At 72.6% G+C, this 14,643-nt stretch carries 12 protein-coding genes; all 12 read right to left on the minus strand.

Going from position 1 to position 14,643, the window contains the following annotated elements; genetic code table 11:
* Positions 1-139: 139 nt before the first annotated feature.
* The gene (locus ACIGG8_RS00225; protein ID WP_396544330.1) at positions 140-1,417 is read right to left on the minus strand and encodes an MraY family glycosyltransferase; all 1,278 of its coding nucleotides are present in this window, start codon (positions 1,415-1,417) and stop codon (positions 140-142) included.
* A gap of 173 nt (positions 1,418-1,590) precedes the next feature.
* Positions 1,591-2,871, minus strand: coding sequence for a serine hydroxymethyltransferase (gene glyA / locus ACIGG8_RS00230; RefSeq protein WP_396544332.1), 1,281 nt, complete (start codon positions 2,869-2,871; stop codon positions 1,591-1,593).
* Between the two features lie 95 nt (positions 2,872-2,966).
* Positions 2,967-3,608 carry a protein-tyrosine-phosphatase gene (locus tag ACIGG8_RS00235; protein WP_350523030.1) on the minus strand — a complete coding sequence of 214 codons (642 nt, stop codon included), beginning with the start codon at positions 3,606-3,608 and terminating at the stop codon, positions 2,967-2,969.
* A gap of 32 nt (positions 3,609-3,640) precedes the next feature.
* The gene (locus ACIGG8_RS00240) at positions 3,641-4,288 is read right to left on the minus strand and encodes an L-threonylcarbamoyladenylate synthase (RefSeq protein ID WP_350522924.1); all 648 of its coding nucleotides are present in this window, start codon (positions 4,286-4,288) and stop codon (positions 3,641-3,643) included.
* A gap of 106 nt (positions 4,289-4,394) precedes the next feature.
* Positions 4,395-5,261: a peptide chain release factor N(5)-glutamine methyltransferase gene (gene prmC, locus ACIGG8_RS00245; protein WP_350522925.1), complete on the minus strand. Its 867-nt coding sequence runs from the start codon at positions 5,259-5,261 to the stop codon at positions 4,395-4,397.
* Positions 5,262-5,324: 63 nt separating this feature from the next.
* A complete protein-coding gene (prfA, locus tag ACIGG8_RS00250; protein WP_350522926.1) occupies positions 5,325-6,401 on the minus strand; it encodes a peptide chain release factor 1 in 1,077 nt (358 codons plus the stop codon).
* A gap of 132 nt (positions 6,402-6,533) precedes the next feature.
* A complete protein-coding gene (gene rpmE / locus ACIGG8_RS00255; RefSeq protein ID WP_030057539.1) occupies positions 6,534-6,755 on the minus strand; it encodes a 50S ribosomal protein L31 in 222 nt (73 codons plus the stop codon).
* A gap of 137 nt (positions 6,756-6,892) precedes the next feature.
* A complete protein-coding gene (locus ACIGG8_RS00260; RefSeq protein WP_396544335.1) occupies positions 6,893-8,038 on the minus strand; it encodes an LCP family protein in 1,146 nt (381 codons plus the stop codon).
* Positions 8,039-8,178: 140 nt separating this feature from the next.
* Positions 8,179-10,269, minus strand: a complete 2,091-nt coding sequence (gene rho, locus ACIGG8_RS00265; protein ID WP_396544337.1) for a transcription termination factor Rho — start codon at positions 10,267-10,269, stop codon at positions 8,179-8,181.
* 589 nt (positions 10,270-10,858) lie between these two features.
* Positions 10,859-11,797 (minus strand): homoserine kinase, encoded by a 939-nt coding sequence (gene thrB, locus ACIGG8_RS00270; RefSeq protein WP_350522929.1) that lies wholly within the window; start codon positions 11,795-11,797, stop codon positions 10,859-10,861.
* Between the two features lie 364 nt (positions 11,798-12,161).
* Positions 12,162-13,310 (minus strand): threonine synthase, encoded by a 1,149-nt coding sequence (gene thrC / locus ACIGG8_RS00275; RefSeq protein WP_396544339.1) that lies wholly within the window; start codon positions 13,308-13,310, stop codon positions 12,162-12,164.
* A gap of 9 nt (positions 13,311-13,319) precedes the next feature.
* Positions 13,320-14,612 carry a homoserine dehydrogenase gene (locus ACIGG8_RS00280; RefSeq protein WP_350522931.1) on the minus strand — a complete coding sequence of 431 codons (1,293 nt, stop codon included), beginning with the start codon at positions 14,610-14,612 and terminating at the stop codon, positions 13,320-13,322.
* Between the last annotated feature and the right edge of the window lie 31 nt (positions 14,613-14,643).

The raw sequence follows: 14,643 nt of genomic DNA on the forward strand, positions 1-14,643 counted from the left end.
GCGTGTTCTCGGTACTCGTGAACGGTATCACAAACTATTTGATGAGAGCTTTACCATGATTGTGTGGCACCTGTCACACCAGCGGCGCAACGAATCCGCCGTACGGGTGAGGCCATCTGACGGAACGCCAACTCCCCCGTCAGCGGCGGCCGCTGGCCGGACCGTGGTCGGCGCGCTCGGAGGAGTCCACGCCGGCTTCACCCAGAAGTTGCTTGTCCTTCGCGGACAGTTCGGCCATCGGGCCGGAGGGCTGGCGGCGGTAGCGCGGCGGGACGAAGGACTGCACCGCCCGCGGGGCGCGCGGCCGGAACCGCGGGGTGAGCAGCACCACCAGGCCGAGCAGGCAGAGCCCGGCGAGCGTCAGGACCACGGTGCGACCGGTGTTGGTCACCGAGAAGGCCACGGAGCCGAAGGCGATCAGCGCGGCCCAGAAGTACATGATCAGCACGGCCCGGCTGTGCGAGTGCCCGACCTGCAGCAGCCGGTGGTGCAGGTGGCGCTTGTCGGCGGCGAACGGCGACTGGCCGGCCCAGGTGCGGCGCACCACCGCCAGCAGCAGGTCGGCCAGCGGCAGCGCGATGACCGTCAGCGGCAGCAGCAGCGGGATGTAGATCGGCACCAGGGCGTGCACGGTGGCGGTCTGCGAACCGGTCTCGTTGTTGATCAGGTCCGGGTCGACCCGGCCGGTGATGGAGATCGCGGCGACGGCCAGCATCAGGCCCAGCATCATCGAGCCGGAGTCGCCCATGAAGATCCGCGCGGGGTGCATGTTGTGCGCCAGGAAGCCCAGGCACATGCCGATCAGCAGCACGCTGAACAGCACGGCGGGGGCCGCGTCGGTGATCGCGTAGCCGTACCAGAGCCGGTAGCTGTACAGGAAGAACGCCATCGCGGCGATGCAGACCATGCCGCCGGCCAGGCCGTCCAGACCGTCGATGAAGTTCACCGCGTTGACCATGACGACGACCAGGGTGACCGAGATGACCATGCCCTGGGTCGGGCTCACCGCGACCGCGCCGACGCCGGGCACCGGGAGGGTGATCACCGTGACGCCCTGCCAGACCATCACACCGGCGGCGATCATCTGGCCGCCGAGCTTCACCAGCGCGTCCACGCCCCACTTGTCGTCGAGCACACCGAGCAGCCACATGATCCCGGCGCCGGACAGCAGCGCGCGGATGTCGGTGCCCTGGGTGAACACCTTGCTCAGGTTGTCGAGCTGCGAGGCGACCAGGATGCCCGCGCAGAGCCCGCCGAACATCGCGATGCCGCCGAGCCGCGGCGTGGGCTCGCGGTGCACGTCGCGGGCGCGCACCGGCGGCATGGCGCCGGCGGCGATGGCGAACTTCCGGACCGGGCCGGTCAGCAGGTAGGTCACGGCGGCGGTGCAGAACAGCACCAGCAGATACTCACGCACCACTGGCCTCCTGCATCACTGTCGAACGGGGAAGTACCGAAGGTACTCCCCTGCCTTCCCGGGGTTCGAGGTGCGTCGCCACGCACACACCTTATTGAGTCGGACGCCGGGGACGCGCATCGCGGTTCGCCCTCCCGGGTAGGAGATCGGGAATGCCCCTGGACGGGTCGCCGTCACGCCCGGCCGGCGAACGCCAGCGCGAGCTCGCGGATCCTCGCCGCGGTGGGCCCGACCGCGCCCCCGGCGAGCACCCGTGCGATCAGCCCGGCGATCTCGGACAGCTCCGCCGTACCCATCCCCTGGCTGGTCACGGTGCCCGTCCCGAGCCGGATCCCGGAGGCGTCGGCGGGCGGCGCCGGGTCGAACGGCAGTGCGCACTTGCCGAGCAGCAGTCCGGCGGCCGCGCAGCGCCGCTCGGCCTCCGCGCCGGTCACCCCGAGCGGGCTCACCTCGGCCGTCACCAGGTGGGTGTCGGTACCGCCCGTCAGAGGGCGCATTCCGGCCCCTGCGAGCCCCTCGGCCAGCACCCGCGCGCCGGACACCACCCGCTCCGCGTACGCCCGGTAGGCGGGCGTCGACGCCTCCGCGAGGGCGACCGCCTTGCCCGCCACCTCGTTCATCGCCGCGCCGCCCTGGCTGAACGGGAACACCGCCCGGTCGACCCGCTCGGCCAGCTCCGCGGTGCACAGCAGCAGGCCGCCGCGCGGGCCGCGCAGCAGCTTGTGGGTGGCCGCCACGGTGACGTCCGCGTACGGCACCGGGGAGGGCGCCACGCCGGCCGCGATCAGGCCGGTGGTCTGCGCGGCGGAGGCGATCAGGTAGGCGTCCACCTCGTCGGCGATCTCCCGGAAGGCCGCCCAGTCCGGGTGCCGGGGGTGGGAGATCGAGCCCGCCACGATCGCCTTGGGGCGGTGCAGCCGGGCCAGCTCGCGCACCTGGTCGAGGTCGATCAGCCCGTCGGTCTCGCGCACGCCGTAGCCGGTGAAGGAGAACCAGCGGCCGGAGAAGTTGGCGCGCGAGCCGCAGCTGAGGTGGCCGCCGTGCTCCAGCGACATCGCCAGCACCCCGTCACCGGGCCGCAGCAGCGCCGCGTACGCCGCCAGCATCGCCGAAGTCGCCGACCGGGGCTGGACGTTGGCGTGCGGGGCGGCGAACAGCTCGCGGGCCCGGTCGATCGCCAGCAGCTCGGCGGCGTCCGCCAGCGCGCAGCCGGTGTGGTGCCGGCGGCCCGGGTAGCCCTCGGCGTACTTGTCGATCAGCGGGCCGGTGAGGGCCGCCAGGACGGCAGGGCTGGTGAGGTTCTCCCCCGCCAGCAGCTGGATCGTCTCGGCGCGCCGCTCGGCCTCCGCGGCCAGCAGGTCGGCCAACTGCGGATCCGCCCGGTACAGGGCCTCGGACGCCCACGGGCGCCCCTTCGTCGAGGTCGAGCCGGTCGGGGCGTCGGTGACGGTCATGGCGGGGCTCCCGGGCGCTGCGGGGACGGTGGATCCAGCGTAGGACCGCCACCGCCGCCCGGCCCGTCGGAACGCGGCCGGACGGGCCAGAACACCTACCTGCGCGCCGGCACGCCCGTCAGCGCGGTGACCACCGGGTCGACCGCGTGGAATATCTCCTCGCCGCAGTTGCGGAACATGCCGATCGGTGCGCCGTACGGGTCGTCGACCTCGTCCGACTCCGGCGTGGCGGCCAGCAGCCAGCCGCGCAGCGCGGCCGCCGCGCGGACCAGCGCGCGGGCCCGCTCGGTGACGTCGGCGCCGCGCCGGGGGTCGGGCAGCGTGCCCGGGTCTATCGTCCGCACCAGGCGGGTGAACTCCTTCAGCGTGAAGGTGCGCAGTCCCGCCTCGTGGCCCATCGAGATCACCTGGGCGCGGTGGTCCAGGGTCGCGGTGAGCACCAGGTCGGCCTCGACCACGTGCTCGTCCAGCAGCTCGCGGCCGGTGAAGCCGCCGCTGTCGGCGCCGTACTCGTCGAGCACGGTCGCCGCGTGGTCCTCCATCGGCGCGCCCACGTGGCCCCAGGTGCCGGCACTCTCGACCAGGATCCGCCCGGCCACCCGGGGGCTCAGCCGGGTGTCCAGCTCACGCCGGGTGAGCCGCTCGGCGATCGGCGAGCGGCAGATGTTCCCGGTGCAGACGAAGAGGATCCGGAAGTGGTCCAGCGGCCTGGGGTCCACGCTCAGGTACGGCGCTATGCCGGGCCCGGAACGGAGCGAGGCGGTGGGCGTCAACTGCCGGCCTCCAGGTCGGGGACGACCTCCCTCAGCTGCTCGACGCTGATCGCGCCGGCCCGCAGCAGGACCGGGACCTTGCCGGTGACGTCGACGATGGACGAGGCGGCGGCGTGGTCGGCCGACCCGCCGTCCAGGTAGACCGAGACGGCGTCGCCGAGCTGCGACTGCGCCTCGTCGCAGGTCAGCGGGGACGATCCGCCGGTCAGGTTGGCGCTGGAGACGGCCATCGGGCCGGTGGCGTTCAGCAGCTCGATGGCGACCGGGTGCAGCGGCATCCGGACCGCGACGGTGCCGCGGGTCTCGCCGAGGTCCCAGCGCAGCGAGGGCTGGTGCCGGGCGACCAGGGTCAGCCCGCCGGGCCAGAAGGCGTCGACCAGTTCCCAGGCCTGCTCGGAGAAGTCGGTGACCAGGCCGTGCAGGGTGGTCGGCGAGCCGACCAGCACCGGCGACGGGGTGTTGCGGCCGCGGCCGCGGGCGGCCATCAGCTCGCCGACGGCCTCCGGGGAGAAGGCGTCCGCGCCGACCCCGTAGAGGGTGTCGGTGGGCAGCACGACGAGTTCGCCGCGGCGGACGGCCGAGGCGGCCTCGCGCAGGCCGGTGGCGCGGTCCCCGGCATCGGCACAGTCGTAGCGGCGGCTCATCGGTGCGGTCCCCTTCCGAAGTGGCTCTTGGCGGTCACTGCGGCCGTCGCCGTCGTCGCTGCCGTCACGACGGCGCCCTGCAGGCGGTCGGGCTGCGGTCGACTGTTCACAACGACGCCCGTCGGGCGGTCGTGAAGCGCGGCCGGTTGTTCAGGTCGCGGTGGTCGGCGGTGTCCGTCCAGCCGCGTTCCTCGTTGAAGATCCACGGCACCTGGCCGCCCTGCTGGTCGGCGTGCTCGATGACCACCGCGCCGCCCGGGCGCAGCAGCCGCGCGGCGACCCGCTCGATGCCGCGGATGGTGTCCAGGCCGTCCTCGCCGGAGAACAGCGACATCTGCGGGTCGTGGTCGCGGGCCTCCGGCGCGACGTACTCCCACTCGGTGAGCGGGATGTACGGCGGGTTGGAGATCACCAGGTCGAAGCGACCGTCCCAGGAGCGGTCGTCCTCGAAGGCCCTGGTGGCGTCCCCGGCGTGCAGGGTGACCCGGGCGCGGTCGGGGCTGGCCTCGATGTTGCGCCGGGTGTACTCCAGCGCGCCCTCGTCCAGCTCGAAGGCGTGCACGGTGGAGCGCGGCAGTTCCTGGGCCAGGGCGAGGGCGATCGCGCCGGAGCCGGAGCAGAGGTCCACCACCAGCGGCTCGGCCACGTCCATGTCGCGCACCGCGTCTATGGCCCACTCGACGACCGACTCGGTCTCCGGCCGGGGCACGAACACCCCGGGGCCGACCTCCAGTTCGAGGTAGCGGAAGAACGCCCGTCCGGTGATGTGCTGGAGCGGCTCGCGCGCCTCGCGGCGCGAGACCGCCTCCCAGTAGCGGGCGTCGAAGTCGGCGTCCTTCACCGTGTGCAGCTGGCTGCGCTTGACGTGGTGGACGTAGGCGGCGAGTTCCTCCGCGTCGAAGCGCGGCGACGGCACGCCGGCCGCGGCCAACCGCTGGGTGGCCTGGGCCACCTCGGCGAGCAGCAGGTTCATCCGTACGACCTCTTGTTTCTGCGCTCCGGCTACGGACTGCGCGTGGGCTGGGGCGCGCCGGTCTCAGTTCTCTTGGGCCGCGGCGAGCTTCGCCGCCGCGTCCTTGTCGACGCAGGACTGGATCACCGCGTTCAGCTCGCCGTCCAGGACCTGGTCCAGGTTGTACGACTTGAACCCCGTGCGGTGGTCCGAGATGCGGTTCTCGGGGTAGTTGTACGTCCGGATCCGCTCCGAGCGGTCCACCGTGCGGACCTGGCTGCGGCGCGCGTCCGACGCCTCCCGCTCGGCCTCCTCCTGCGCGGCGGCCAGCAGCCGCGAACGCAGGATGCGCATCGCCTGCTCCTTGTTCTGCAGCTGGCTCTTCTCGTTCTGGCAGGACGCCACGATACCGGTCGGCAGGTGGGTGATCCGGACCGCGGAGTCGGTGGTGTTGACCGACTGGCCGCCGGGGCCGGAGGAGCGGTAGACGTCGATCCGCAGGTCGTTGGCGACGATCTCGACCTCGACCTCCTCCGCCTCGGGGGTGACCAGCACGCCCGCCGCGGAGGTGTGGATGCGGCCCTGGGACTCGGTGGCGGGGACGCGCTGCACGCGGTGCACGCCGCCCTCGTACTTCAGCCGGGCCCAGACGCCCTGGCCGGGCTCGGTGTTGCCCCTGGTCTTCACGGCCACCGAGACGTCCTTGTAGCCGCCGAGGTCGGACTCGTTGGAGTCGATGATCTCGGTCTTCCAGCCGATCCGCTCCGCGTAGCGCAGGTACATCCGGAGCAGGTCACCGGCGAACAGGGCGGACTCCTCGCCGCCCTCGCCCGCCTTGATCTCCAGGATGACGTCCTTGTCGTCGCTCGGGTCGCGCGGCACCAGCAGCAGCCGCAGTTCCTCGGTGAGCTCGTCGCGACGCGCCTCGGACTCCTTCACCTCGGAGATGAACTCCGGGTCCTCCGCGGCGAGTTCGCGCGCGGCCTCGATGTCCTCGCCGGTCTGTCGCCACTGCCGGTAGACCCGGGTGATCGGGGTCAGCTCGGCGTACCGCTTGGCCAGCTTGCGCGCGTTGGCCTGGTCGGCGTGGACGGACGGATCGGCCAGCCTCTTTTCGAGGTCGGCGTGCTCGACGAGGAGCTCTTCGACTGCCTCGAACATGGGGTGGCCTTCTTCCCGGGGGCTCGGATCGGGTTGGGGAGGGGGGAACGCGCGGGGGGACGCGAACGGCGCCGGCCCCCGACGCCCCCGACAACGAGTACGGGGGCGCCGGGAACCGGCGCCGAGTGAGCGCTAGGCCTTCGCGCTGTGCTGCTTGCCGAAGCGGGCCTCGAAGCGGGCCACGCGGCCACCGGTGTCGAGGATCTTCTGCTTGCCGGTGTAGAACGGGTGGCACTGCGAGCAGACCTCGGCGCGGATCTCGCCACTGGTCTCGGTCGAGCGGGTGGTGAACTCGGCGCCGCAGGTGCAGGTCACGCGGGTGACCACGTACTCGGGGTGAACGTTGGGCTTCAAGGGGTTCTCCTAGGTTTCGGGAGGGCACCGGGTCGGCGGCTGGAGTGCCGCACGTGAACCGGGACCGACGGACCAGTCTGCCAGGACGGGCCGCATCTTCCCAAACCGGGTCGCGTTCCGGGATATTCCGGGCCCGCTCAGTGCGTGGCGCCGGCCTTCGCGCTCGCCTGCGCAGTCGCCTTTTCCGCGGCCCGTCCGGGGGTCGACGGGGCGGCCGCGGAGGCCGTGGGGGCCGCCTGGGCGGGGTTCTCCGGCTGCGCGGAGACGACCGCCTGCGGGAGCTCCCGGTCGGCCTTGAGGGCCGCCCAGAGCTGGTCGGCCTGCGGCTGCAGCTCGACCACCCGGTTCGGGTCGCCGGGGGCGGTCTGCACCGGCAGGGTCACCATGCCGAGCTGGTCCGGCCCGATCCCCTTGAGCTCCTGGAAGAGCCCCACCAGGGCGTTCACCGAGCCGAGCGCGGAGTCGGTGGTGATGCTCCTGGTCATGGTGTCGCCGATCGACCACAGCTTGACCGGGTCGGTGAACAGTCCCGCCCCGCCGGCCTGCCGGAGCAGCGACTTCACCATCTGCTTCTGCAGCTCGATCCGGCCGAGGTCGCTGCCGTCGCCGACGCCGTGCCGGGTGCGGACGAAGGCGAGCGCCTGCTGACCGTCCAGGTGGTGCTGCCCGGGCGGCAGGTCGAGCCCGCTGTCCTTGTCGTGGATGGCCACCGTGGTGGTCACGGTGGCCCCGCCTATCGCGTCCACGACCCGGGCGAAGCCGGCGAAGTCGATCTGCAGGTAGTGGTCCATCCGGAGCCCGGTGAGCTGCTCGGTGGTCTTGACCGCGCAGGCCGCGCCGCCGGTCTCGAAGGCGCTGTTGTACATCGCGCGCTTGGCGCCCGGCACGGCCGTGCCGTTCGCGCCGGTACAGTCGGGGCGGGCCACCAGGGTGTCGCGCGGTATCGAGACGATCTGCGCGCGCGAGTGGTCCTGGTTGACGTGCACCACCATCGCGGTGTCCGAGCGGGCGGTGTCGCCGGTGTCCCCGCCGGCCAGGTCGCCGTTCTCGCCGCTGCGCGAGTCGGATCCCAGCACCAGGACGTTGAAGGACCCGTCGGTGGCGGCCGGCGGCCGGGCGTCGCCGAGGCGGCCGTCGATGTCGACGCTCTTGATGTTGCCGTTGAGCTTCACGTACGCGTAGACGGCCGCGCCGGTGCCGAGGACGACGAGCGCGACGAACGCACAGGCGGCCGTCCGCAGGACCTTGCGGCGGCGACTGGGGACCCTCTTGTGCTCGGCCATACGGTCCAGAATAAATCGGACAACATGATCCAAAGAGCCTCAATTGTCCCGACTCTGGAACAACCCGGGTGCGAACGCACGGAACCCCGGACCGCTCGCGCGATCCGGGGTTCCGTGCTTCGACAGCCGTCCGGCTACGGTCAGTCGCCGGAGCCGGGGGTGGTCTTGGCGATCTGCATCAGGAACTCGGCGTTGCTCTTGGTCTGCTTCATCTTGTCCAGGAGCAGCTCGATCGCCTGCTGCGAGTCGAGCGCGTGCAGCACCCGGCGGAGCTTCCAGACGATGGCCAACTCCTCGTTGCCGAGCAGGATCTCCTCCTTGCGGGTGCTGGAGGCGTCCACGTCGACGGCCGGGAAGATGCGCTTGTCCGAGAGCTTCCGGTCGAGCTTGAGCTCCATGTTGCCGGTGCCCTTGAACTCCTCGAAGATCACCTCGTCCATGCGCGAGCCGGTCTCGACCAGCGCGGTGGCCAGGATGGTCAGCGAGCCGCCGTTCTCGATGTTGCGCGCGGCACCGAAGAACTTCTTCGGCGGGTAGAGCGCGGTCGAGTCGACACCACCGGACAGGATGCGGCCGGAGGCCGGCGCCGCCAGGTTGTAGGCACGGCCCAGGCGGGTGATCGAGTCCAGCAGGATGACCACGTCGTGGCCCAGCTCCACCAGGCGCTTGGCGCGCTCGATGGCCAGCTCGGCGACGGTGGTGTGGTCCTCCGCCGGGCGGTCGAAGGTCGAGGAGATGACCTCGCCCTTCACCGACCGCTGCATGTCGGTGACCTCTTCAGGACGCTCGTCGACCAGGACGACCATCAGGTGGCACTCGGGGTTGTTGTGGGTGATCGCGTTGGCGACCGCCTGCAGCACCATCGTCTTGCCGGTCTTCGGCGGCGCGACGATCAGACCGCGCTGGCCCTTGCCGATCGGCGACACGAGGTCGATGATGCGGGTGGTCAGCACGCCCGGGTCGGTCTCCAGGCGCAGCCGCTCCTGCGGGTAGAGCGGGGTGAGCTTGTTGAACTCGGGGCGGCCGCGGCCGCTCTCCGGGTCCATGCCGTTGACGGAGTCCAGCCGCACCATGGCGTTGAACTTCTCGCGGCGCTCGCCGTCGCGCGGCTGGCGCACCGCACCGGTGATGGCGTCACCCTTGCGCAGGCCGTTCTTGCGGACCTGGGCGAGCGAGACGTAGACGTCGTTCTGGCCCGGCAGGTAGCCGGAGGTGCGCACGAACGCGTAGTTGTCGAGGATGTCGAGGATGCCCGCGACCGGGATCAGGACGTCGTCCTCGCCGATCTGCGGCTCGGCCGGGCCGGCCTCGAAGCCGTCGCGGCCACGACGGCCCCGGCGGTCGCGGTAACGGCCCCGACGGCCGCGACGGCCCTCGCCGAACTCGTCGTCGTCGTAACCGCCCTGGCCCTGCTGGACCTGCGGCTGCTGGGCCTGCTGGCCCTGGCGGCCCTGCTGGTCGCCCTGGCCGCTGCCCGGCTGCTGGGTCTGCTGACCCTGGCGGTCGGCGCGCTCGCGGCGGTTGCGGCGGTCGCGACGCGACTCGCGCGCGTCGCCGTCCTGGGCCTCGCCGGCCTCCGGACGCTCGGTGCGCTCGCCGCCCTCGCGGCGGTCACGGCGCTCGCGGCGGTCGCGACGGCTCTCGCGGCCGTCCTCGCGGCCCTCGAAGCCGCGGGTCTCGGCCGGGCGGGCCTCGGCCTGCTTCGACTCGGCGACCGCGACGGTGGCGGCCTCGGCCGCAGCCTCGGCGGCCGGGGCGACGGGCGCGCCGGCGGCCGAGGTGGCCCGGCGACGGGTGCGCTCGGCACGGGCCGGCGCGGCGGTCTCGGCGGCGGCCTGGACCGGGATCTCGATCTGGGCCTGCGGCTCGGCGGCGGCCGGGGCCTCGGCGGCGGCCTTGGCGGCGGCCTTGGTGCGGCGGGCCGGCTTCTCGGCCGGGGCCTCGGCGTCCGCCTTGGCGGCGGTGCGCTTGGCGGCGGCCGGAGCGCCACCGGCGGCGAGCAGCGGGTCCCCGCCGCTCTTCTCCTTGATGGTCTCGATCAGCTGGCTCTTGCGCATGCGTCCGGTACCGGTGATGCCAAGGTCCGCGGCGAGCTTCTGCAGCTCGGCCAGGACCATGCCGTCCAGGCCCGCGGCGGCACTGCGGCGGCGCCGCGCCGGGGCAGCGGGGGCGGCTGCGTCCGACGCGTCGGCGTCCGGGCGCGCGCCCATCAGATCGGTGGAGTCGCTCACTAAGGGTCCTTCCCTGGAGCGGACGTCGGCCTGTCTGGCTCGGCGACCGGTTGTGCTGTCCTGACCAACGCTCGACTGCGTCGGTCCGAGGCGGTGACCCTCGAATGGCGGGAGCCCGTCGAGGGAGAGCTGCGAGGTGCGGTGCTTGAAGCGCGGTGGTGCTGAGTGGCGCGGTGGGCCGGTCGTGTGTCGACCTCCCCTGAGGGCGTAACCCCCACGCTCCCTGCGAATCCCGGGCCCCCGTCGCGTGACGGTGGCCCGCGCTCCGCCCGTCCTGGCCTCTTAGGTGGGAGGCCGCGGGTGGGAGTCAGGTGCCGTCACGGCTTCGGGATGCGGCCGCATGTCGCGCAGGCAGGCTGCGTACGCGCTGCGGTGGGCTCCCGGAGAATCGTCGCCCCGTGCATCGCCGGGACTCCACGGCAGTGGAGTGCTGGGATCGGGACGCGGCGCACCGAGCCCCGGAGGGCACCTGGTGCAGCAATGAGGTTAACACTACCGACCCCCTCAGACATTCCCCAGCCTTGCGCTTGCCAATCGTGTCCGGCCCGGCCCGCTCGACGCGGGCCGGTGCCGGGCCCGTACGGGCTGCTCAGACGTCCAGCGGGAGCACGACGGCCCCGGCGCGGTCGACGTCCAGCCGGTGCGCGGCGAACGCCGGGTCGCCGCCGTGTCCGTGGTGTCCGGCGAAGGAGAGCACCTTGTCGGCGCCCGCCTCGTCGGTGAGCGCGAGGACGGTCGGGCCGGCCCCGGAGATGACCGCGGGGATGCCCTCCGCGCGCAGCGCGCCGACCAGGCCGGCGCTGTCCGGCATGGCCGAGGCGCGGTAGTCCTGGTGCAGCCGGTCCTCGGTGGCGGCGAAGAGCAGCTCGGGGCGCCTGGTCAGCGCCTCCACCAGCAGCGCGGAGCGGCCGGCGTTGACCGCGGCGTCGGCCAGCGGGACGGTCTTCGGCAGCAGGCCGCGGGCGGTCTCGGTGAGCACCTCGCCGGCCGGGACGAACACCACCGGGACGACCTGCTCGGCGGGCTCCAGGGCGACGGCCTTGGCGCACTCGTCGTCGGTCCAGGCGATGGTGAAGTTGCCGCGCAGGCAGGCCGCGACGTTGTCCGGGTGGCCCTCCAGCTCGGAGGCGAGGGCCAGCAGCGCGTCGTCGTCCAGTGCGGACGGACCCCCGATGGTGACCGCGCGGGCGGCCACGATCCCGGCGCAGATGGCGGCGGAGGAGGAACCGAGGCCCCGGCCGTGCGGTATCCGGTTGGCGCAGACCACTTCGAGGCCGCGCGGCTGGCCGCCGAGCCGGTCGAACGCGGCGCGCATCGAGCGGACCAGCAGGTGGCGCTCGTCGCGCGGCAGCGTCTCGGCGCCCTCGCCGGCGATGTCGACGGACAGGCCGGAGTCGGCGACCCGGACGACCACGTCGTCGTACAGACCCAGCGCGAGTCCGAAGGCGTCGAAGCCCGGGCCGAGGTTGGCGCTGGTCGCCGGAACCCGGACGCGGACGGCGGCGGCACGGAACGCAGGACCGGCCATGCGGTGGACTCTCCTGGGGAAATCGGGCGGCGCGGAGCGCGTCGTCGGTGCGAAGGTGGGGGAACGGGCCGCAGGCCCTTCGGGGCGGGCGGCCGCAGTCGTCGGCGCGGCCCGGACGGTACCGGGCCCGGGGCATGTGCCACACGGCCGGACCCAGAGTATCGAAGAGAGGTTCCCGAGCGGTACACCCCGCGGGCCTTCGATCTGGTGTGTTGCCGGTTGTGGCCGGAATGCACACCCCACTCCGTCAAAGAGCGGGGCGAAAACGCCTCGGAATGCACAGCGGAATTGACACAAAAGTGTCAGCGGAGAACTTTGACGGGCCGACCCCCGAAAGGGTCGGCCCGTCGAAGCGTCGGACCCGTTACCGGTCGAGCAGGCCGAGGCTCCGGGCCGCGGTCTCCGGGTCGACCGGGACGACCTGCGGCTGCGGTGCGCCGGCCACCGCCCAGTCGGGGTCCTTGAGGCCGTTGCCGGTCACGGTGCAGACGATCCGCTGGCCCGGGTCGACCAGGCCGGCCTCCGCCTTGGCCAGCAGGCCGGCCACCGAGGCGGCCGAGGCGGGCTCCACGAAGACGCCCTCCTGCGAGGCCAACAGCCGGTAGGCGGACAGGATCTGACGGTCCGTCACCTTGTCGATGAGGCCGCCGGACTCGTCCCGCGCGGCGAGCGCGAAGTCCCAGGAGGCCGGGTTGCCGATCCGGATCGCGGTGGCGATGGTCTGCGGCTTGAGCACCGGCGCGCCGTCCACGATCGGGGCCGAGCCGGCCGCCTGGAAGCCCCACATCCTCGGGGTGCGCGACGAGAGGGCAGGGAGGGTGCGGCGCGCAGCGCCTCCGTCAAGGGTGGCGGCGGGCGACGGGTGGGCGTATTCGCGGTAACCCTTCCAGTACGCGGTGATGTTGCCCGCGTTGCCGACCGGCAGGACGTGGATGTCCGGGGCGTCGCCGAGCATGTCGACGATCTCGAAGGCCGCGGTCTTCTGGCCCTCGATCCGCACCGGGTTCACCGAGTTGACCAGGGCCACCGGGTACTTCTCGGACAGTTCACGCGCAAGGGTGAGGCAGTCGTCGAAGTTCCCGTCGACCTGCAGGATCTTCGCGCCGTGCACCAGCGCCTGGCCCATCTTGCCGAGGGCGATCTTGCCCTGCGGGACGAGCACGGCGGAGACCATCCCGGCCCGCACCGCGTACGCGGCGGCGGAGGCCGAGGTGTTGCCGGTGGACGCACAGATGACGGCCTGTGCGCCCTCCTCCTTGGCCTTGGAGATGGCCATCGTCATCCCGCGGTCCTTGAAGGACCCGGTCGGGTTGGCGCCCTCGACCTTGAGGTAGACCTCGCAGCCGGTGCGCTCGGAGAGCACCTGGGCGGGGACCAGGGGCGTGCCGCCCTCCAGCAGGGTGACCACCGGGGTGGCCGCGGTGACCGGCAGGCGGTCCCGGTACTCCTCGATCAGGCCGCGCCACTGGTGGGTGTGCGCGCCTCGGACGACGTTCTCGGCAACGGCGTTCATGGCAGTTCCTTATTCCCCTTCGACCCGCATGATGCTGGCCACGTCCCGCACGCTGTCCAGCGCACGGAGCTTGTCGACCGTCGCCGACAGCGCGGCGTCGGTGGCACGGTGGGTGACCACGACGAGCGAGGCGTCGCCGTCGCGGCCCTGCTGGCGCACGGTGTCGATGGAGACGCCGTGCTCGGCGAAGACGGACGCCACCTGGGCGAGCACACCCGCACGGTCGTCCACGTCCAGGCTGACGTGGTAGCGGGTGACGACCTCGTCCATCGGCTTGGCCGGCAGCTGCGTGTACACGGAGTCACCGGGGCCGGTGGCGCCGGCCAGCTTGTTGCGGCAGACCGCGACCAGGTCGCCCAGCACCGCGGAGGCGGTCGGCGAGCCGCCCGCGCCCGGGCCGTAGAACATCAGCCGGCCGGCCGCCTCGGCCTCGACGAACACCGCGTTGTACGCCTCGCGGACGGAGGCCAGCGGGTGCGAGAGCGGGATCATCGCCGGGTGGACGCGCGCGGTGACGGACTCGCCGTGGGCCGCCCGCTCGCAGATCGCGAGCAGCTTGACCACGCAGCCCATCTCCTTGGCCGAGGCGATGTCGGCCGCGGTCACCTCGGTGATGCCCTCGCGGTAGACGTCCGCGGCGGTGACCTTGGTGTGGAAGGCGATGCCGGCCAGGATCGCGGCCTTGGCGGCGGCGTCGAAGCCCTCGACGTCGGCCGTCGGGTCGGCCTCGGCATAGCCCAGCGCGGTGGCCTCCTCCAGCGCCTCCGAGTAGCCGGCGCCGGTGGTGTCCATCTTGTCGAGGATGAAGTTGGTGGTGCCGTTGACGATGCCCAGCACCCGGTTGACCTTGTCGCCCGCGAGGGACTCGCGCAGCGGGCGCAGCAGCGGGATCGCGCCCGCCACCGCGGCCTCGTAGTACAGGTCCACCCCGGCCGCGGCGGCCGCGGTGTGCAGCTCGGCGCCGTCCTGGGCGAGCAGGGCCTTGTTGGCGCTGACCACCGAGGCGCCGTGCTTGAACGCCGCGAGGATGTGCTGTTTGGCCGGCTCGATGCCGCCCACCACCTCGACCACGACGTCGATGTCGCCCCGGTTGATCAGGGCCTCGGCGTCGGTGGTGATGAGGTGCTCGGGCACACCGGGGCGGGCCCGGCCGGCCCGGCGGACCGCGATCCCGGCCAGCTCCACCGGGGCACCGATGCGAGCGGCGAGGTCGTCGGCCGTCGTCGTCATGATGCGCGCCACCTCGGAGCCCACCACACCACAACCCAGCAACGCCACCTTCAGCGGGCGCGTACGCATCATCCGACTCCGCTCTGCATTCATCGTGCTTCGG

Origin of the sequence: Kitasatospora sp. NPDC085464 (genome assembly GCF_044541955.1) — a bacterium.
In the GTDB taxonomy this organism is placed as follows: Bacteria; Actinomycetota; Actinomycetes; order Streptomycetales; family Streptomycetaceae; genus Kitasatospora.

Coding starts and splice junctions, on each gene's coding strand:
- glyA (WP_396544332.1), bottom strand. CDS start 2,871: ATGACCGTCACCGACGCCCCGACCGGCTCGACCTCGACGAAGGGGCGC.
- ACIGG8_RS00240 (WP_350522924.1), bottom strand. CDS start 4,288: ATGAGCCGCCGCTACGACTGTGCCGATGCCGGGGACCGCGCCACCGGC.
- prmC (WP_350522925.1), bottom strand. CDS start 5,261: ATGAACCTGCTGCTCGCCGAGGTGGCCCAGGCCACCCAGCGGTTGGCC.
- prfA (WP_350522926.1), bottom strand. CDS start 6,401: ATGTTCGAGGCAGTCGAAGAGCTCCTCGTCGAGCACGCCGACCTCGAA.
- ACIGG8_RS00260 (WP_396544335.1), bottom strand. CDS start 8,038: ATGGCCGAGCACAAGAGGGTCCCCAGTCGCCGCCGCAAGGTCCTGCGG.
- thrB (WP_350522929.1), bottom strand. CDS start 11,797: ATGGCCGGTCCTGCGTTCCGTGCCGCCGCCGTCCGCGTCCGGGTTCCG.
- thrC (WP_396544339.1), bottom strand. CDS start 13,310: ATGAACGCCGTTGCCGAGAACGTCGTCCGAGGCGCGCACACCCACCAG.
- ACIGG8_RS00280 (WP_350522931.1), bottom strand. CDS start 14,612: ATGATGCGTACGCGCCCGCTGAAGGTGGCGTTGCTGGGTTGTGGTGTG.